This is a genomic window from Kitasatospora xanthocidica (assembly GCF_014656195.1).
Lineage (GTDB): Bacteria > Actinomycetota > Actinomycetes > Streptomycetales > Streptomycetaceae > Kitasatospora > Kitasatospora xanthocidica.
In genome coordinates this window covers 1-18003 of record NZ_BNBY01000010.1, presented here as the reverse complement: position 1 = coordinate 18003, position 18003 = coordinate 1, and the positions used below count along the sequence as shown (strand labels likewise).

The 18003-nt window shown below is 72.2% G+C and carries 15 protein-coding genes; 11 read left to right on the top strand and 4 right to left on the bottom strand.

Going from position 1 to position 18003, the window contains the following annotated elements:
• Positions 1 to 15: 15 nt before the first annotated feature.
• From htpX to IE332_RS19375, 3 genes are all read left to right on the top strand, one after another.
• Positions 16 to 936, top strand: coding sequence for a zinc metalloprotease HtpX (htpX, locus tag IE332_RS19385; protein ID WP_189917972.1), 921 nt, complete (start codon positions 16 to 18; stop codon positions 934 to 936).
• Positions 937 to 1000: 64 nt separating this feature from the next.
• Positions 1001 to 1585 (top strand): PspA-associated protein PspAB, encoded by a 585-nt coding sequence (pspAB, locus tag IE332_RS19380; protein WP_189917970.1) that lies wholly within the window; start codon positions 1001 to 1003, stop codon positions 1583 to 1585.
• 31 nt (positions 1586 to 1616) lie between these two features.
• The gene (locus IE332_RS19375; RefSeq protein WP_189917968.1) at positions 1617 to 2450 is read left to right on the top strand and encodes a DUF3097 domain-containing protein; all 834 of its coding nucleotides are present in this window, start codon (positions 1617 to 1619) and stop codon (positions 2448 to 2450) included.
• A 31-nt stretch (positions 2451 to 2481) separates the two neighbouring features.
• Here the strand turns inward: IE332_RS19375 and hemW are convergent, their stop codons facing one another.
• Positions 2482 to 3711: a radical SAM family heme chaperone HemW gene (gene hemW / locus IE332_RS19370; RefSeq protein WP_189917966.1), complete on the bottom strand. Its 1230-nt coding sequence runs from the start codon at positions 3709 to 3711 to the stop codon at positions 2482 to 2484.
• 58 nt (positions 3712 to 3769) lie between these two features.
• Positions 3770 to 5692 (bottom strand): AMP-dependent synthetase/ligase, encoded by a 1923-nt coding sequence (locus IE332_RS19365; protein ID WP_189917964.1) that lies wholly within the window; start codon positions 5690 to 5692, stop codon positions 3770 to 3772.
• Positions 5693 to 6025: 333 nt separating this feature from the next.
• Between IE332_RS19365 and IE332_RS19360 the strand changes: the two genes are divergently transcribed.
• The 4 genes from IE332_RS19360 to IE332_RS19345 all read left to right on the top strand — a co-directional run bounded on the left by IE332_RS19360 (position 6026) and on the right by IE332_RS19345 (position 12187).
• Positions 6026 to 7759 (top strand): ABC transporter ATP-binding protein, encoded by a 1734-nt coding sequence (locus IE332_RS19360; RefSeq protein WP_189917962.1) that lies wholly within the window; start codon positions 6026 to 6028, stop codon positions 7757 to 7759.
• A 209-nt stretch (positions 7760 to 7968) separates the two neighbouring features.
• On the top strand, positions 7969 to 9867 hold the full coding sequence (locus tag IE332_RS19355) for an ABC transporter ATP-binding protein (RefSeq protein ID WP_189918469.1): 1899 nt from the start codon (positions 7969 to 7971) through the stop codon (positions 9865 to 9867).
• Positions 9868 to 10068: 201 nt separating this feature from the next.
• Positions 10069 to 10977, top strand: a complete 909-nt coding sequence (locus IE332_RS19350; protein ID WP_229928724.1) for a sigma-70 family RNA polymerase sigma factor — start codon at positions 10069 to 10071, stop codon at positions 10975 to 10977.
• 127 nt (positions 10978 to 11104) lie between these two features.
• Entirely contained in the window at positions 11105 to 12187 is a 1083-nt protein-coding gene (locus tag IE332_RS19345) for an NAD(P)/FAD-dependent oxidoreductase (RefSeq protein ID WP_189917960.1), read from the top strand.
• A gap of 113 nt (positions 12188 to 12300) precedes the next feature.
• Here the strand turns inward: IE332_RS19345 and lepA are convergent, their stop codons facing one another.
• Positions 12301 to 14169, bottom strand: coding sequence for a translation elongation factor 4 (gene lepA / locus IE332_RS19340; protein ID WP_189917959.1), 1869 nt, complete (start codon positions 14167 to 14169; stop codon positions 12301 to 12303).
• A 188-nt stretch (positions 14170 to 14357) separates the two neighbouring features.
• Between lepA and IE332_RS19335 the strand changes: the two genes are divergently transcribed.
• From IE332_RS19335 to IE332_RS19325, 3 genes are all read left to right on the top strand, one after another.
• Positions 14358 to 14684: an antibiotic biosynthesis monooxygenase family protein gene (locus IE332_RS19335; protein ID WP_189917957.1), complete on the top strand. Its 327-nt coding sequence runs from the start codon at positions 14358 to 14360 to the stop codon at positions 14682 to 14684.
• A 253-nt stretch (positions 14685 to 14937) separates the two neighbouring features.
• Positions 14938 to 15207, top strand: coding sequence for a 30S ribosomal protein S20 (rpsT, locus tag IE332_RS19330; protein WP_030309778.1), 270 nt, complete (start codon positions 14938 to 14940; stop codon positions 15205 to 15207).
• A gap of 513 nt (positions 15208 to 15720) precedes the next feature.
• Positions 15721 to 16392 (top strand): hypothetical protein, encoded by a 672-nt coding sequence (locus IE332_RS19325; protein ID WP_189917955.1) that lies wholly within the window; start codon positions 15721 to 15723, stop codon positions 16390 to 16392.
• A gap of 92 nt (positions 16393 to 16484) precedes the next feature.
• On the opposite strand, the gene holA is transcribed toward IE332_RS19325, so the two are convergent.
• Entirely contained in the window at positions 16485 to 17483 is a 999-nt protein-coding gene (gene holA, locus IE332_RS19320) for a DNA polymerase III subunit delta (RefSeq protein WP_189917953.1), read from the bottom strand.
• A gap of 78 nt (positions 17484 to 17561) precedes the next feature.
• Here holA and IE332_RS19315 point away from each other — a divergent pair, with 78 nt between their 5' ends.
• A complete protein-coding gene (locus IE332_RS19315) occupies positions 17562 to 17855 on the top strand; it encodes a hypothetical protein (RefSeq protein WP_229928723.1) in 294 nt (97 codons plus the stop codon).
• Positions 17856 to 18003: the final 148 nt, after the last annotated feature.

Sequence of the window (18003 nt, the reverse complement as noted above, 5' to 3'; positions counted from 1 at the left end):
ACGGAGGAGCAAGCGATGTCGAGCTCGGGCCAGCACAACCGTTTCGCACCCGATCGCGGCCTGACCGGCCGCATGGTCGCGACGATGTTCGTGATCGGGCTGCTGTACGTCGGTTTCACCGGCCTGCTGATCGCGCTGCTGCGCGGCGCCTGGCCGCTCATCGTCCTGATCTCCGGCGGGCTGTTCGTGGCCCAGTTCTGGTTCAGCGACAAGATCACCGAACGGGCGATGGGCGCCCACCAGGTGACCCCGGAGGAGTTCCCCCAGCTGCACGGCACGATCGACCGGCTCTGCGCGCTGGCCGACATGCCCAAGCCCCGCGTGGCGGTCGCCGACAACGACATGCCGAACGCCTTCGCCACCGGCCGCAACCCGCAGAACGCCGTGGTCTGCGTGACCACCGGCCTGCTGCGCCGGCTGGAACCGGAGGAACTGGAGGGCGTCCTCGCCCACGAGCTCTCCCACGTCGCCCACCGGGACGTCGCGGTGATGACCATCGCCGGCTTCCTCGGCGTGCTCGCCGGCGCGATGACCCGGATCGCCGTGTACGGCGGCTTCATGGGCGGCAACCGCAACAGCAACGACCAGAACGCGGCCATCGCGGCGCTGATCATCCCGCTGGTCTCGATGGTCGTCTACGCGATCAGCTTCCTGCTCACCCGGCTGCTGTCCCGCTACCGCGAACTGGCCGCCGACCGCGCCGCCGCCCAGCTCACCGGCCGGCCCAGCGCCCTCGCCTCGGCCCTCACCAAGGTCACCGGGCAGATCGCGGCCATCCCCAGCAAGGACCTGCGCCAGGCGCAGCCGTACAACGCCTTCTACTTCGCCCCCGCGCTGAGCGCCCGGGAGACCGCCTCGCAGCTGTTCTCCACCCACCCGTCGCTGGAGAAGCGGCTGGAGCAGCTGGCGAGGATCTCCGAGCAGCTCGGCCGCTGACCGCCCGAGGACACGCCCGAACACACGCCCCGAACACACGCCCCGAGCACACGAGAGGACCGCCGTGGGAATCCTGGACACCCTGTTCGGCCGCAGCAAGCCCGTCAAGCCCGACCTCGACCAGCTGTTCGGCGTGCCGTCCGCCGCGCTCACCCTGGAGGCCGCCGCCGGCTTCCTCCCCACCGGGCTCGGCTCGGTCTGCTTCGCGGCCGTCGAGGGCGCGGCCTTCGTCCAGGTCGAACAGCAGGTGCGGGCGCTGCTGGACGCCGACACCGAACGCGGCGGCGTCCCCGTGGAGGCCTCCAAGGACGACTACGGCTACTCCTGGCTGCTCGCCCGGCACTCCCCCGGGGAGCTCCCGGAGCTGGTGAACGACCTGCACGCGGTCAACAGCGAGCTGGAGGCGAACGGCTTCGGGCCGCAGCTGCTCTGCTCGCTGGTCGCCTTCCGCAACGGGGAGGGGCAGTCGCTGGGCCTGGTCTACCTCTACAAGCGCGGCACCTTCTACCCCTTCGCCCCGATGCCCGGCGGCGGCGAGAAGCGCAACAGCCCGCTGGAACTGCAGGTCAACGCGATGCTGGGGAACGACCTGCGGCTGGAGAAGGACCTCGGCCGCTGGTTCCCGGTCTGGGGCGCGCCGGGCCTCTGACGGCCCGTCCGCCGTCCCTATGATCACCCGTATGCGCAGCCGCGAGTACGGACCCGACCTGACCCCGCCCTGGAAGAAGCAGGCCCCCGCGCCGGAGGTGCCCGCCGAGCGGGACCTGGTGGTCGAGGAGGCGGCGACCGGCTACTGCGGGGCCGTGGTGCGCTGCGAGAAGACCGCCGAGGGGTTCACCGTCACCCTGGAGGACCGTTTCGGCAAGCACCGGGTCTTCCCGCTGGTCCCGCGCGGCTTCCTGCTGGAGGGCCGGGTCGTCACCCTGGTCCGCCCGGCCGGCCCGGCGCCGTCCAAGGCGCCCGGCCGCACCGCCTCCGGCTCGATCGCCGTCCCCGGGGCCCGCGCCCGGGTCGCCCGCGAGTCGCGGATCTACGTCGAGGGCCGGCACGACGCCGAACTGGTCGAGCGGGTCTGGGGCGACGACCTGCGCGTCGAGGGCGTCGTCGTCGAGTACCTGCGCGGCATCGACGACCTGCCGGCGATCGTCGCCGACTTCGCCCCCGGCCCCGGCCGCCGCCTCGGCGTCCTGGTCGACCACCTGCTCCCCGGCACCAAGGAGCACCGCATCGCCGCCCGGGTCACCGGGGAGTCCGTCCTCGTCGTCGGCCACCCCTACATCGACGTCTGGCAGGCCGTGAAGCCCGCCTCCCTGGGCATCCCCGGCTGGCCCGCCGTCCCCCGCGGCGAGGACTGGAAGGAAGGCACCTGCCGCCGCCTCGGCTGGCCGGTGGACACCCCGGCGGCCTGGAAGCACATCCTCTCCAAGGTCAACTCCTACAAGGACCTGGAGCCCGAACTCCTGGGCCGCGTCGAGGAACTGATCGACTTCGTGACCCTGCCGGACCAGGCGTAGGTCCGGATGCCGTTGTGACCGTGTCCGGCGGTCAGTCCACCAGATCCCGTACGACGCCGTCGGCCAGCAGCCTGCCCTGGAGGGTGAGGGCGGCGCGGCCGCGCTCGTAGGGGCCGGCGGCGAGGAGGCCGTCGGCGAGGGCGCGGTCGGCGGCCTTGCGGCCGGTTTCGGTGAGCAGGTCGAGGGAGACGCCCTCCACCAGGCGCAGCTCCAGCAGGATGCGTTCGACGCGGCGGTCCTCCTCGGCGAGGACCTCGCGGCCCAGGGCCGGGGTGCGGTCCTCGGCGAGGGCCTGGGCGTAGGCGGCGGGGTGCTTGGCGTTCCACCAGCGGACGCCGCCGACGTGGCTGTGGGCGCCGGGGCCGGCCCCCCACCAGTCGGCGCCGGTCCAGTAGAGCTCGTTGTGGCGGCAGCGGCCCTCGGGGGTGGTGGCCCAGTTGGAGACCTCGTACCAGTGGTACCCGGCGGCGGCCAGGGCCTGCTCGGCGATGAGGTAGCGGTCGGCGTGCACGTCGTCGTCGATCATCGGCAGTTCGCCGCGCTTGACCCGGGCGGCGAGCCGGGTGCCCTCCTCGACGATCAGGGAGTACGCGGAGACGTGGTCGGGCCCGGCGCCGACGGCGGCGTCCAGGGAGGCCCGCCAGTCGTCGTCGGACTCGCCCGGGGTGCCGTAGATCAGGTCGAGGTTGACGTGCTCGAACCCGGCCGCGCGGGCCTCGGCGACGCACGCCTCCGGGCGGCCCGGGGTGTGGTGGCGGTCCAGCAGCCGCAGCACGTGCGGGCGGGCGCTCTGCATGCCGAAGGAGATCCGGTTGTAGCCGCCCTCGCGCAGCTCGGCCAGGTACGCCGGGTCCACCGACTCCGGGTTGGCCTCGGTGGTGACCTCGGCGTCCTCGGCGAGCCCGAACTCCTCGCGGATCGCGGCGAGCATCTTCACCAGGTCGCGGGCGGGCAGCAGGGTGGGCGTGCCGCCGCCGAGGAAGACGGTGCGCACCGGCAGGTCGACGTCCCCCAGCACCCGCCGGGCCAGCCGGACCTCGGCGACCACGTTGTCCGCGTACGTCTCCTGGGAGGCGACGGCCCCGGAGGAGCGCAGCTCGGTGGCGGTGTAGGTGTTGAAGTCGCAGTAGCCGCAGCGGCTGGCGCAGTACGGCACGTGCAGGTAGAAGCCGAACGGCCGGCTGCCGAGCCCGGCGAGGGCGTGCGCGGGCAGGGAACCGTCGGACGGCACGGGTTCGCCGTCGGGGAGTGCGGAGGGCATGACCCCATTGTCCCGTACGGCTCACCCGAACCGGTGAGCCGTACGGGGGCGGGCCGGGTCAGGCCTCGTTGGCGCCCGCGTACATCGCGGTGACCGCGTCCGCGTAGGTCCGTTCCACCACCGGGCGCTTGATCTTCAGGCTCGGGGTGAGCTCGCCGTGCTCCACGTCGAGGTCGCGCGGCAGCAGGTGGAACCTCTTGATCGTCTGCCAGCGCTGCAGCCCCGTGTTGAGCCGCTTCACGAAGCCCTCGATCAGCTCGTGGACGGCCGGATCGGCGGCCAGTTCGGCGTACGACTTGCCGGCCAGGCCGTGCTCGGCGGCCCACGGCAGGAGCACCGCCTCGTCCAGGCCGATCAGCGCCGTGCAGTAGTTGCGGCCGTTGCCGATCACCAGGATGTTGCTGACGAACGGGCACACCGCCTTGAACTTGCCCTCGACCTCGCTGGGCGCCACGTACTTGCCGCCGGAGGTCTTGAACAGGTCCTTCTTGCGGTCGGTGATCCGCAGGAAGCCGTCCGGGGTCAGCTCGCCGATGTCCTCGGTGTGGAACCAGCCGTCCGGCTCCAGCACCTCGGCGGTCTTCTCCGGCAGGTCGTGGTAGCCGCGCATGATGCCGGGGCCGCGCAGCAGGATCTCGCCGTCCTCGGCGATCCGCACCTCGGTGCCCGGCAGCGGACGGCCCACCGTGCCGATCCGCACGTCCTCCTCGCGGTTGACGCAGGACCCGGCGCTGGTCTCGCTCAGGCCGTAGCCCTCCAGGATCGGCACCCCGGCTCCGAGGAAGAAGTAGCCGATCTCCGGGGCCAGCGCGGCGCTGCCGGAGACCGCGCCGCGCAGCCGGCCGCCGAAGGCCGCCCGGATCTTCGCGTACACCAGCCTGTCCGCCAGCGCGTGCTGCAGCCGCAGGCCCAGCGGGGCGGTGCCGACACCGCTGGCGATCCGGCTCTCCTGGACCGCCCGGGCGTACTCGCGGGCCACCTTGGCGGCCCACATGAAGATCTTGTACTTGGCGCCGCCCTCGGCCCGGGCCTTGCCCGCGATGCCGTTGTAGACCTTCTCGAAGATGCGCGGCGCCGAGGCCATGATCGTCGGCCGGATCACCGGCAGGTTGTGGATGATCCGGTCCACCCGGCCGTCCAGCGCCATCACGTGCCCGGTGGCGATCTGCCCGGAGATCAGCGTCTTGCCGAACACGTGCGACAGCGGCAGCCACATGAACTGCACGTCGTCGGAGCGCAGCAGCCCGCTGGCCTCCTGCGCCCGGCCCTCGTACGCCCAGCAGTCGTGCACCAGGCGCACGCCCTTGGGACGGCCGGTGGTGCCCGAGGTGTAGATCAGGGTGGCCAGCTGCTCCTTGTCGAGCCCGGCGACGGCCTTCTCCACCGCGTCCGGGTGCCGCTCCAGGTACTCGGCGCCGCGCCGCTCCAGCTCGGCGAGGGTGAGCACCTCCAGGCCGGGCGCCTCGGGCGTCTCCCCGGGCGCGTCGAAGAGGATCACGGTGCGCAGCTCGGGCAGCTGCTCCAGCTGCCCGGCGGCCTTGGCCAGCTGCGCGGCGTTCTCCGCGAACAGCGCCCGGGAGCCGGAGTTCGCCAGGATGAAGGCCGTCTCGTCGGCGTTGGTGCTCGGGTAGACGGTCGTGATCGCGGCGCCCGCGCACATGGCGCCGAGGTCCGTGAGGACCCATTCGAGCCGGGTGGAGGAGGCCAGGGCGACCCGGTCCTCCGACCGGATGCCGAGGGCCATCAGCCCGGCGGCCACCGCCTTGACCCGGGTCGCGGTCTGCGCCCAGGTCAGCGAGCGCCACTGCTCGGCGCCGGGCGCGCCGTCCGCGGCCTGCTCGTCGACCGGGGCGGGGTAGCGGTAGGCCTCGCCGTCAGGGGTCGCGGCGACCCGCTCCAGGAACAGGTGCGCGACGGAGGCGGGGCGCCCGGCGACCAGGTCGGGCCTGCCGGAGTCGATCAGGGACTGCGCGGAACTCAACGAGGACCTCCGGGGGCGGGTGGCCGTCTGAGGGATTGTCGCGGCGTCCGTGGGGGCGGTCGCCGGGCCCCGGTTAACCTGAGCGGTACCGGTCAGTAACAAGGGGGCAATCAGCAGCCTAGGGGGAAACCGGTCATTCCGTAAGAGGGTGGATCCAGCTGGCACGCCCCCGCGCCACCGGTGACCGCACCGCCCGGCGCCCCGCCGAACTGCCGGGCAGTTCGGCAAAAGCCCGGCAAACCCTCGGTTCGCGCACGCCGAATGCCCTGTACGACGCTACAGAAGAACGAGAATCGGGGTGCGAACCCGACCCGCGACGACAAGAGTGTGCTAGTGCTGATCAGACTGCTGCGGGCGTACTTGCGCCCCTACTCCCGACCGATCACCCTGCTGGTGGTCCTCCAGCTGGTGTCCACCCTCGCGGCGCTCTACCTGCCGACGCTCAACGCCGACATCATCGACGACGGCGTCGTCAAGGGCGACACCGGCTACATCCTGCGCGTCGGCGGGGTGATGATCGGCGTGACCATCGCCCAGGCGGCCTGCTCGATCGGCGCCGTCCTCATCGGCGCCCGCGTCGCCATGGCCTTCGGCCGGGACCTCCGCGCCGCCGTCTTCGACCGGGTGCAGAGCTTCTCCGCCCGCGAGGTCGGCCAGTTCGGCGCCCCCTCGCTGATCACCCGCACCACCAACGACGTCCAGCAGATCCAGATGCTCGCCCTGATGAGCTTCACGCTCATGGTCGCCGCACCGATCATGTGCGTCGGCGGCATCATCATGGCGCTCAACCAGGACGTCCCGCTGTCCGGCCTGCTGCTCGCCGTCGTCCCCGCGCTCGCCGTCGTCGTCATCCTGCTCGTCCGCGCGCTGCGCCCCCAGTTCCGCAGCATGCAGGAGCGCATCGACACCGTGAACCGGGTCCTGCGCGAGCAGATCACCGGCATCCGGGTCATCCGCGCCTTCGTCAAGGACGACCAGGAGCAGGCCCGCTTCGCCGGCGCCAACGAGGACCTCACCAGCGTCGCCCGGCACGTCGGCCGGCTGATGGCCGTCATGTTCCCGGCCGTCATGCTCGTCGTGAACGTCTCCAGCGTCGCCGTGCTCTGGTTCGGCGCCAAGCGCATCGACAGCCACGCCATGGAGATCGGGGCGCTCACCGCCTTCCTCAGCTACCTGATGCAGATCCTGATGAGCGTCATGATGGCCACCTTCATGTTCATGATGGTGCCCCGCGCCGAGGTCTGCGCCGACCGCGTCCAGGACGTCCTCGGCACCGAGTCCAGCGTCGTCCCGCCCGCCACGCCCGTCACCGAGGCCCCCCGCCGCGGCACCCTCGAACTGCGCGACGTCGAATTCCGCTACCCCGGCGCCGAGGCCTCCGTCCTGCGCGGCATCGACCTCACCGCCCGCCCCGGCGAGACCACCGCCATCATCGGCTCCACCGGCAGCGGCAAGTCCACCCTGCTCGGCCTCGTCCCCCGGCTCTTCGACGCCACCTCCGGCCAGGTCCTGATCGACGGCACCGACGTCCGCGACCTCGCCGCCGACGCCATCGCCGACAGCGTCGGCATCGTCCCCCAGAAGCCCTACCTGTTCTCCGGCACCGTCGCCAGCAACCTCCGCTACGGCCGGCCCGACGCCACCGACGAGGACCTCTGGCACGCCCTGGAGACCGCCCAGGCCAAGGAGTTCGTCGAAAAGCTCCCCGAAGGCCTGGACGCCCCCATCGCCCAGGGCGGCAGCAACGTCTCCGGCGGCCAGCGCCAACGCCTCGCCATCGCCCGGGCCCTGGTCCGCAAGCCCTCCGTCTACCTCTTCGACGACTCCTTCTCCGCGCTCGACTACGCCACCGACGCCCGGCTGCGCAAGGCCCTCTCCCGCGAGACCGCCGACGCCACCGTCCTGATCGTCGCCCAGCGCGTGTCCACCATCCGCGACGCCCACCGGATCATCGTCCTCGACGAGGGCGCCGTCGTCGGCACCGGAACCCACCACGAACTGATGGCCGACAACCCGACGTACCGGGAGATCGTGCTCTCCCAGCTCACCGAGCAGGAGGCGGCGTGACCACCCCCGGAAAGCCCCCGGCAGACGCGGCGGACGTGACGGACGTGACGGACGCGGCAGGCGCGACGGACAGCAGAGGCGCGGCGGACACGAGAGCCGCGGCCACGGCCGACCTGACCAAGGCCCGCCCGAAGCCGGACGACGCCGAACTGCCCAGCGACTCCCAGGCCGCCGCCGCCCGCCGCGGCCCCGCCGGCCCCGGCCGCTTCATGGGCGGCCAGGGCACCGAGAAGTCCATGGACTTCAAGGGCTCCGGCAAACGCGTCCTCGGCCTGCTGCGCCCCGAACGCACCATCCTCCTCGGCGTCCTCCTCCTCGGCGTCCTCGGCATCGGCTGCGCCGTCATCGGCCCCAAGGTCCTCGGCGACGCCACCGACCTGATCTTCGCCGGCGTCATCGGCGCCCGCTTCGACCCCGGCGCCACCAAGGCCCAGGTCATCGACGGGCTGCGCGCCCACGGCGACACCGGCGTCGCCGACGTGCTCTCCGCCGTCGACTTCACCCCCGGCCACGGCATGGACTTCGGCGCCATCGGCTCCGTCCTGCTCTGGGTCCTCGGCATCTACGTCGCCTCCGCCGTCTTCGGCATCTTCCAGGGCCGGCTCGCCACCAAGGCCATCCAGCTCGCCAGCTACCGGCTGCGCCAGGACGTCGAGGCCAAACTCTCCCGACTGCCACTCAGCTACTTCGACAAGCAGCCGCGCGGCGAAGTCCTCAGCCGGGTCACCAACGACATCGACAACATCGGCCAGTCCATGCAGCAGACCATGGGACAGGTCATCAACTCGCTGCTCACCGTGGTCGGCGTGCTCGCGATGATGTTCTGGATCTCCCCGCTGCTCGCCCTGATCGCCCTGGTCTCGGTGCCCGTCTCGGTGATCGTCGCCACCAAGGTCGGCAAGCGCGCCCAGCCCCAGTTCGTCCAGCAGTGGAAGTCCACCGGCCAACTCAACGCCCACATCGAGGAGATGTACACCGGCCACACCCTGGTCAAGGTCTTCGGCCGCCAGCGCGAGTCCGCCGAGACCTTCCGCGAGCACAACGAGGCACTGTACGAGGCCAGTTACAAGGCCCAGTTCATCTCCGGGATCATCCAGCCCGCGATGATGCTGATCGGCAACCTGCAGTACGTGCTGGTCGCCGTCGTCGGCGGCCTGCGGGTGGCCAGCGGCTCGCTCTCCATCGGCGACGTCCAGGCCTTCATCCAGTACTCCCGGCAGTTCAGCCAGCCGCTCACCCAGGTCGCCAGCATGGCCAACCTGGTGCAGTCCGGCGTCGCCTCCGCCGAGCGCGTCTTCGAACTGCTCGACGCCCCCGAGCAGAGCCCCGAACCGGCCATGCCCGAGAAGCCCGACACCGTCCACGGCCGGGTCTCCTTCCAGGACGTGTCCTTCCGCTACGACCCCGACAAGCCGCTCATCGAGGACCTCTCCCTCAAGGTCGAACCCGGCCACACCGTCGCCATCGTCGGCCCCACCGGCGCCGGCAAGACCACCCTGGTCAACCTGCTGATGCGGTTCTACGAGGTCAGCTCCGGCCGGATCACCCTCGACGGCGTCGACATCTCCGCGATGTCCCGCGAGGACCTGCGCTCCGGCATCGGCATGGTCCTCCAGGACACCTGGCTGTTCGGCGGCACCATCGCCGACAACATCGCCTACGGCGCCCAGGGCGCCACCCGCGAACAGGTCGTCGAAGCCGCCAAGGCCGCCCACGTCGACCGCTTCGTCCGCACCCTCCCCGACGGCTACGACACCGTCATCGACGACGAGGGCACCGGCGTCAGCACCGGCGAGAAGCAGCTGATCACCATCGCCCGGGCCTTCCTCGCCCAGCCGTCCATCCTGGTCCTGGACGAGGCGACCAGCTCCGTCGACACCCGCACCGAGGTGCTGATCCAGCGGGCCATGGCCCGGCTGCGCACCGGCCGCACCAGCTTCGTCATCGCCCACCGGCTCTCCACCATCCGGGACGCCGACGTGATCCTGGTGATGGAGAACGGCTCGATCGTCGAACAGGGCTCGCACGACGAACTGATCGCCGCCGGCGGCGCCTACGCCCGGCTCTACCAGGCGCAGTTCGCCGAGGCCGTCGCCGAGGTCGACTGACCACGCGCCACCCGACGGGCCGGGGCGGACCCTCCGCCCCGGCCCCTCGCGTCCCCGCACCCGCCGTCGGAGGGCTTCCCGTCCGGGGCTTCCCTTCCCGTCCGGGGTCTTCTCCCCCGGGGCTTCTCCTCCGGGTCTTCCCGTCCGGAGCTCTCGTCCGGGGCTTCGCAACGCGCCCGCGCGGGCGCTACCTTGGGGCCCGTGATCGACGACCAGCCCCCGGCCGCCCCGGACGCCTTCGAGACGAACCGCCGCTACCTGGGCTCGGTCGCCTACCGGCTGCTCGGCTCCTTCACCGACGCCGAGGACGTCCTGCAGGACGCCTGGCTGCGCTGGCAGGCCGCCGACCGCGCCGCCGTCGCCGACCCGCGCGCCTTCCTCACCACCGTCGTCACCCGGCTCTGCTACGACCAGCTGGGCTCCGCCCGGGCCCGCCGGGAGTCCTACTACGGCGAATGGCTGCCCGAGCCCACCGTCTCCTACGCCGACGGCCCGGAGACCCCCGCCGAACTCGCCGAACGCGGCGAGTCCGTCTCCCTCGCCCTGCTCGCCGTCCTGGAACAGCTCTCCCCCGCCGAACGGGCCGCCTTCGTGCTGCACGACGTCTTCGCGGTCGGCTTCGAGGAGATCGCCGGCTCACTGGACCGCTCCCCCGACGCCACCCGCCAGCTCGCCTCCCGGGCCCGCCGCCGGGTCAAGGAGGGCAGCCGGCCCGGCGGCGCCGACAAGGCCGCGCACCGCCGGGCCGTCGAGGCCTTCGCCGCCGCCAGCACCAGCGGCGACATCCTGGGCCTGATGGAGGTCCTCGACCCGGAGGTGATCTGGCACTCCGACGGCGGCGGCATCGTCCGCGCCGGCGTCCGCCCGATCCACGGCTCCGAGAAGGTCTCCCGCCTGGTCGCCGGCCTCGTCCACAAGTGGTTCACCCCCGGCAGCGGACTCGACCACGCCGTGGTCAACGGCGAGCCCGGACTGGTCTGGTACGACCGCGCCACCGGGACCGTCGGCGGCGTCCTCGCCTTCACCGTGGCCGACGGGCGGATCACCGAGGCGTACGTCGTGGTCAACCCCGAGAAGCTCCGCCGGATCGGCCCGGTCGCCACCCCCTGACCCGGCCCTGCCGCTAACTCTGACCCGCGTGAGCTTGTGACGCGGGTCACGGTCACATCCCGGCCGGCCACGTCGTCCCCTTCCCGAACAGCGCCCCACGAGGGCACAGCGAACGGAGGCGGACGAGATGAGCAGCACCACCAGCGACCGGAAGCGGATCGTCGTCCTGGGCGCCGGGTACGCCGGACTCACCGCGGCCAAGGGCGCCGGACGCCACCACCACGTCACCCTGGTCGCCCCCGAGGAGCGGCTCCTGCACCGCATCCGCCAGCACGAGACCGCGGCCGGACGCGGCCGCGACTGGCCCGCCATCGGCGACCTGGCCCGCGGCCGCTCGATCGAGCACCGCCGGGCCCGCGCCGTCGAGCTCGACCTCGCCGGGCGCAAGGTCCTGCTCGACGACGGCACCGCCCTCGGCTACGACACCCTCGTCTACGCCCTCGGCAGCCGCACCGCCTGGCACGACGTCCCCGGCGCCGTCGAGCACGCCCACCCCGTGGAGCGCGCCGCCGAGGTGCGGCGCCTGATCGGCGAGGCCGACCGCCCCGGCACCCTGGCCGTCGTCGGCGGCGGCGCCACCGGCATCGAACTCGCCACCGAACTCGCCGAGGCCCACCCCGGCTGGCGGGTGCGGATCGTCGCGGCCGGCCGGGTCGGCGGAATCTACTCGCCCAAGGGCCGCGCCCACATCCTGCGCGTCCTCGACCGGCTCGGCGTCACCGTCCACGAGGACGCCACCGTCACCGAGGTCACCCCGGACGGCCCGCGCACCACCGCCGGCCCTATCGACGCCGACCTCACCGTCTGGGCCGCCTCGCTGGAACCGCACCCGCTGGCCGCCGAGGCCGGACTGGCCGTGGACGAGCGCGGCCGCGCCCTGGTCGACGACCACCTGCGGTCGGTCTCGCACCCCGACGTGCACGTGGTCGGCGACGCCGCCGCGGTCACCGTCCCCGGCATCGGCACCCTGCGGATGGGCTGCGCCACCGCCCTGCCGCAGGGCCAGTACGTCGGCAAGCTGCTCGACGGGCGCACCGCGAAGCCGTTCTCGTTCCGGTACGTCGTGCAGTGCCTGAGCCTCGGCCGGCGGGACGGGCTGCTGCAGCTGGTCCACCCGGACGACGCGATGAGGCCCACCGTCCTGACCGGCACCGCGGGGCGGCTGGCCAAGGCGGCGATCGTCTCGGCCGTCCTCGGCGCGCTGAAGTAGCGCGCCGAGGGAGTAGCCGCCCTCGGACGTCGAGGGCGCCTTCCGGGAACGCGAAAGGGCCCGGGCGGGATGCCCGGGCCCTTCGGCCAGCCTCGGTTACGTCTTTCCCTCGGCTACTTCTTGTCCTTCGGCGTCTCCGCGTCGGTGGACAGCGCGGCGATGAAGGCCTCCTGCGGGACCTCCACGCGGCCGACCATCTTCATCCGCTTCTTGCCTTCCTTCTGCTTCTCCAGCAGCTTCCGCTTACGGGAGATGTCACCGCCGTAGCACTTGGCGAGGACGTCCTTGCGGATCGCGCGGACCGTCTCACGGGCGATCACCCGGGAGCCGATGGCCGCCTGGATCGGCACCTCGAACTGCTGGCGGGGGATGAGCTTCTGCAGCTTGCCCGCCATCATCACGCCGTAGCCGTAGGCCTTGTCCTTGTGGACGATCGCGGAGAAGGCGTCCACCGCGTCGCCGTGCAGCAGGATGTCGACCTTGACCAGGTCGGCGGTCTGCTCGCCGATGGGCTCGTAGTCCAGCGAGGCGTAGCCGCGGGTCTTGGACTTCAGCTGGTCGAAGAAGTCGAAGACGATCTCCGCGAGCGGAAGGGTGTAGCGCAGCTCGACCCGGTCCTCGGAGAGGTAGTCCATGCCCTGCAGGCTGCCGCGGCGGGACTGGCAGAGCTCCATGATCGCGCCGACGAACTCGTTGGGCGCGAGGATGGTGCCGCGCACGACCGGCTCGTACACCTCGGCGATCTTGCCGACGGGGAACTCGCTCGGGTTGGTGACGGTGTGCTCGGTGCCGTCCTCCATGATCACCCGGTAGACCACGTTGGGCGCGGTGGAGATCAGGTCGAGGTTGAACTCGCGCTCCAGGCGCTCCCGGATGATCTCCAGGTGCAGCAGGCCGAGGAAGCCGCAGCGGTAGCCGAAGCCGAGCGCGACCGAGGTCTCCGGCTCGTACACCAGCGCGGCGTCGTTGAGCCGCAGCTTGTCCAGGGCGTCGCGCAGCAGCGGGTAGTCCGAGCCGTCCAGCGGGTAGAGGCCGGAGAACACCATCGGGCGCGGGTCCTTGTAGCCGCCGAGCGGCTCGGTGGCACCCTTGTGCATCGACGTGATGGTGTCACCGACCTTGGACTGCCGGACGTCCTTCACACCGGTGATGATGTAGCCCACCTCGCCGACGCCGAGGCCGTCGGCGACCTTCGGCTCGGGGGAGATGACGCCGATCTCCAGCAGCTCGTGGGTGGCGCCGGTCGACATCATCGCGATGCGCTCGCGCTTGGTCAGCTGGCCGTCCACGACACGGACGTAGGTGACCACACCGCGGTAGGAGTCGTACACCGAGTCGAAGATCATCGCGCGGGCCGGGGCGTCCTTGACGCCGACCGGGGCCGGGATGGTGTCGACGATGTGGTCCAGCAGGTCCTCGACGCCCAGACCGGTCTTGGCGCTGACCTGGAGCACGTCGGCCGGGTCGCAGCCGATGATGTGCGCGATCTCGGCGGCGTACTTCTCCGGCTGGGCGGCCGGAAGGTCGATCTTGTTCAGCACCGGGACGATCGTGAGGTCGTTCTCCAGCGCCAGGTACAGGTTGGCGAGGGTCTGCGCCTCGATGCCCTGGGCCGCGTCGACCACCAGGATGGTGCCCTCGCACGCGGCGAGGGAGCGGGACACCTCGTACGTGAAGTCCACGTGGCCGGGGGTGTCGATCATGTTGAGGATGTGCGTCGTCCCGGCGTTCGCGCCGGTCTTCGGCGCCCACGGGAGGCGGACCGCCTGCGACTTGATGGTGATGCCGCGCTCACGCTCGATGTCCATGCGGTCGAGGTACTGGGCACGCATCTGCCGGGGGTCGACGACGCCGGTGATCTGCAGCATCCGGTCTGCGAGCGTCGACTTGCCGTGGTCGATGTGGGCGATGATGCAGAAGTTGCGGATCAGCGCCGGGTCGGTACGGCTGGGCTCTGGCACATTGCTGGGGGTCGCGGGCACCTTGGTCCGATTCTCCGTTGGTCCGGGGCCGGGGGTGTCCGGGTCATCGCTGACCGGCTTCCCGGGGACCGGACAGTCTCGTCCGATCGAAATAGTTCCTCCCATACTCCCACGAGCGCGGGCCCTGCCGCCGTTCGGGACCGTCCGACCCTTCCCGCCGCCCGCCCCGGAGCGGCAGGATGGCCCCCGTGATCCTCGAAAGCGCGCTGCTCGACGTCCTGCCCGGCCGGGAGGAGGAGTTCCTCGCCGCCTTCGCCGAGGCCCGCCCGCTGATCTCCGTCCAGCGCGGCTTCCGCTCCCTGGAACTCCGGCGCTGCCTCGACGAGGGCCGCGGCTCCCGCTTCCTCCTCCAGGTCGGCTGGGACACCCTCGCCGACCACACCGAGGGCTTCCGCACCTCCCCCGAGTACCAGCGGTGGCGTGCGCTGCTGCACCACTTCTACCGCCCCTTCCCGGAGGTCGAGCACTACGGCGAACCGCTGCTCGACGCCCGGCCGCCGGCCTCCGCCCACTGAGCGGTCGGCGCCGGACGGCGCGGGACGGCGCGGGACGGCGCGGGACGGCCGGTTTTGGGGGCGGACGGCGCGGGACGGCCGGTTGGGGAGCGGTCGGCTTGGGGGCGGTCGGGGCCGGGCGGCCGGTTTGGGGCGGGAGTGGGCCCCCTGGTAGCGTAGTCAGCTGCACCTGGCCTCGGCATGCCCTCTCAGCTGGACCGACGGCCGCCGGTGCGATCCCGTTCAGAACCTTTAGACAGACTGAGGCTCCTTCGTGGCGAACATCAAGTCCCAGATCAAGCGCAACAAGACCAACGAGAAGGCGCGCCTGCGCAACAAGGCCGTCAAGTCCTCGCTGAAGACCGCTCTGCGCAAGGCCCGTGAGGCCGCTGCCGCCGGCGAGACCGAGAAGGCCACCGAGCTGGCCCGCGCCGCCTCCAAGGCGCTGGACAAGGCCGTGAGCAAGGGCGTCATCCACGCCAACCAGGCCGCCAACAAGAAGTCGGCCATCACCAAGCGCGTCAACACCGCCGTCCAGGCCTGACGCCTCCGGGGGCCACTGGCCCCCTCCGCCTCGGGACGCTCCGGCCCTCTACCCGGACCCTGAGGCGCGCGAGACTCGCACCGCACGCGGCCTGCGTTCGCCACGCGGGTGCGGTGCACGAATCTGTACGGCAGGCGCCGCAGTCGGCCTCCTCCCCGGAGGCCACTGCGGCGCCTGTCGCGTTTCACGGTCCGGCCGCTATGGTCGGGTCAGGTGTGATCGAGGTGCGGGGAGCGCCCCGACGCCAGGCCTAGGGGGAACCTCATGACGACGCCACCGCCACCGTCCGCACCGAACGGGCCGGGGTACGGATTCCCGCAGCAGACACCCGGCGCGCAGCCCGTACCGGGGGCGCGACCGCCGGCCGGAGCGCCGGGCGCCGCGGGCTTCGGACCGCCGCCCGGACTGCCGACGGCGCCCGGGATGCCCGCGGGGCCGGGGATGCCCGCGGCGCCGGGGATGCCTCCGGGGCCGGGGATGCCCGCGGCGCCGGGAGCGGCGACCGCACCGGGGATGGCGTCGGTACCGGGAGGCGGTGCTTCGGGCTCCGGGGGGCACCTGCGGCGCAACGCCGTCTGGGCCTTCGTCGGCGCCGTGCTCGTCTCGGCCGGCTGGGCCACCGCCGTGATCGTCATCCCCGGCATGGTCAGCAGCGACTCCTCGCCGCGCAGCCTCGGCAGCTACCACCTCTCCGACGACTTCTGCACCACCGGGAAGCCCACCAAGCTGCTGCAGACGTACTCCGTCTCGGACACCTCCGCGCCGACCCACCACACCGACCGGCACCCGGCCCTGGACAGCATGAACTGCTCGATGAGCCTCAAGCGGACCGGCGGCAACAGCGACAGCGAGTACGCCTCCGTCTACATGCGCGCCGACCTGCACAAGGCGGTCAACCCCGGGCCCGAGCTGAAGGCCAACAAGGAGCTCTACCGGGCCCGCGGCTACCAGGTCACCGACATCTCCGGGCTCGGCGAGGAGGCGTACTTCCTCTACAAGGACGACGGCTCGGACAAGTACCACAGCCTCTACGCCGAACTGGACATCCTCGACGGCGGGATGACGTACTACATCAACTACTCGGCCAGCTACACCGAGGGGAAGGGCAAGCCGCCGTCCAAGGACGATCTGCGCAGCGCCCTGCAGTCGGACGCGCAGGACGCCGTCCGGGCCATGCGGAAGTAGCCTCCGGCCGCGGGGGTCGGCGGCGGGCGCCGCTCCGGGGCTCCGGCCGCGGGCCCGGGCGGCCTCGGCCCTCGGCCTCGGCCTCGGCCGTGTCAGTAGGCGGGGCGGGAACCGGCCCTGGCCGCCCGGGCCACGGCGACCACCGCACGCTCCAGGGCGAAGGCCGGATCGTCCGAGCCGCCCTTGACGGCGGCGTCGGCCTGGGCGATCGCGGTCAGCGCGGCGGCCACCCCGTCTCCCGTCCAGCCGCGCATCTGCTGGCGGACCCGGTCCACCTTCCACGGCGGCATGCCCAGCTCACGGGCCAGGTCGGCCGGGCGCATGTTCCGCCCGGTGGTCGCCAGCCGGCCGATGCTGCGCACGCCGGAGGCCAGCGCATAGGTGATGCCGGTCGGCGGCTGGCCGACGGCCAGGGCCCAGCGCAGCCGCTCCAGCGCCTCCGCGGCCCGGCCGGTGACCGCCAGGTCGGCCACCTCGAAGCCCGTCGCCTCCGCCCGGCCGCTGTAGTAGCGGGCGACCACCGTCTCGTCGATCGTGCCCTCGACGTCCGAGGTCAGCTGGTGGCAGGCGGCCGCCAGCTCGCGCAGGTCGCTGCCGAGCGCGTCCAGCAGCGCCTGGCAGGCCTCCGGCGTCGCCGAGCGGCCCAGCGTGCGGAACTCGCCCTTGACGAAGGCCAGCCGCTCGTTCGCCTTGGTCAGCTTGGCGCAGGCCACCTCGCGGCCACCCGCCTTGCGCCCGGCGTCCAGCAGGCCCTTGCCCTTGACGCCGCCGGCGTGCACCAGCACCACGATCACTTCTTCGGCCGGCGCCTCGATGTACGCCTTGACCTCCTTCACCGAATCGGCGGAGAGGTCCTGGGCGGCACGGACGACGATGACCTTGCGCTCGGCGAACAGCGACGGCGTGGTCAGCTCGGCCAGGCTGCCGGGCTGCAGGCCACCGGGCGGCACGTCCCGTACGTCGGTGTCCGGGTCCGCCGCCTTCGCCGCCGCCACGACCTGGGCGACCGCGCGGTCCAGCAGCAGCTCCTCCTGGCCGACCGCGAGGGTCAGCGGGGCGAGCAGGTCATCGGGTGCACTCTTCCTGGCCATCGCCTACCAGCATCCCACGGGCCGCCGACACTCCCGCCCTCCCGATCGGCCCGGGCGGGCGGCCTGGACAATGGGCGGGTGACCGACAACCACACCACCACCCTCCCGGACGTCGACGACCCGCACGCCCGGCAACTGCTCGTCCTGCCCGACCGCGACGCCGCCGACGAGGTCGCCGAGGAACTCGGCGCCACCCAACCCGACCTCGGCGAACTCGAGATCGTGCGCGACGCGCTCGCCGGCGAGGACGACGCCGAGGACGCCCAGTGGCTCGTCGTGATCGACGCCCCGGACACCGGCTGGACCCCCACCCTGCTGCACGCCCTCGACACCCTCGCCACCGACCACGAGGGCTGGCGCGAGGAGGCCTGAGGGGCGGGGCTCCTCGGGGGCCCTCTCCGTTGTGCTTCTCCCCTTGCGCTTCCCTTTCCTCTTCACTTCCGCTGCCCGTTCCGCGCGCCGGTGCGGGTCGGAAGTGGGGGTGCGAGGGCCAATTTTGCTCCCGATTTCCTGCGGCGTG

Bases quoted from the DNA above. Each gene is read 5' to 3' on its own strand.
- htpX (WP_189917972.1), top strand. From the start codon at position 16: ATGTCGAGCTCGGGCCAGCACAACCGTTTCGCACCCGATCGCGGCCTG.
- IE332_RS19375 (WP_189917968.1), top strand. From the start codon at position 1,617: ATGCGCAGCCGCGAGTACGGACCCGACCTGACCCCGCCCTGGAAGAAG.
- hemW (WP_189917966.1), bottom strand. From the start codon at position 3,711: ATGCCCTCCGCACTCCCCGACGGCGAACCCGTGCCGTCCGACGGTTCC.
- IE332_RS19355 (WP_189918469.1), top strand. From the start codon at position 7,969: ATGGGCGGCCAGGGCACCGAGAAGTCCATGGACTTCAAGGGCTCCGGC.
- IE332_RS19345 (WP_189917960.1), top strand. From the start codon at position 11,105: ATGAGCAGCACCACCAGCGACCGGAAGCGGATCGTCGTCCTGGGCGCC.
- IE332_RS19325 (WP_189917955.1), top strand. From the start codon at position 15,721: ATGGCGTCGGTACCGGGAGGCGGTGCTTCGGGCTCCGGGGGGCACCTG.
- holA (WP_189917953.1), bottom strand. From the start codon at position 17,483: ATGGCCAGGAAGAGTGCACCCGATGACCTGCTCGCCCCGCTGACCCTC.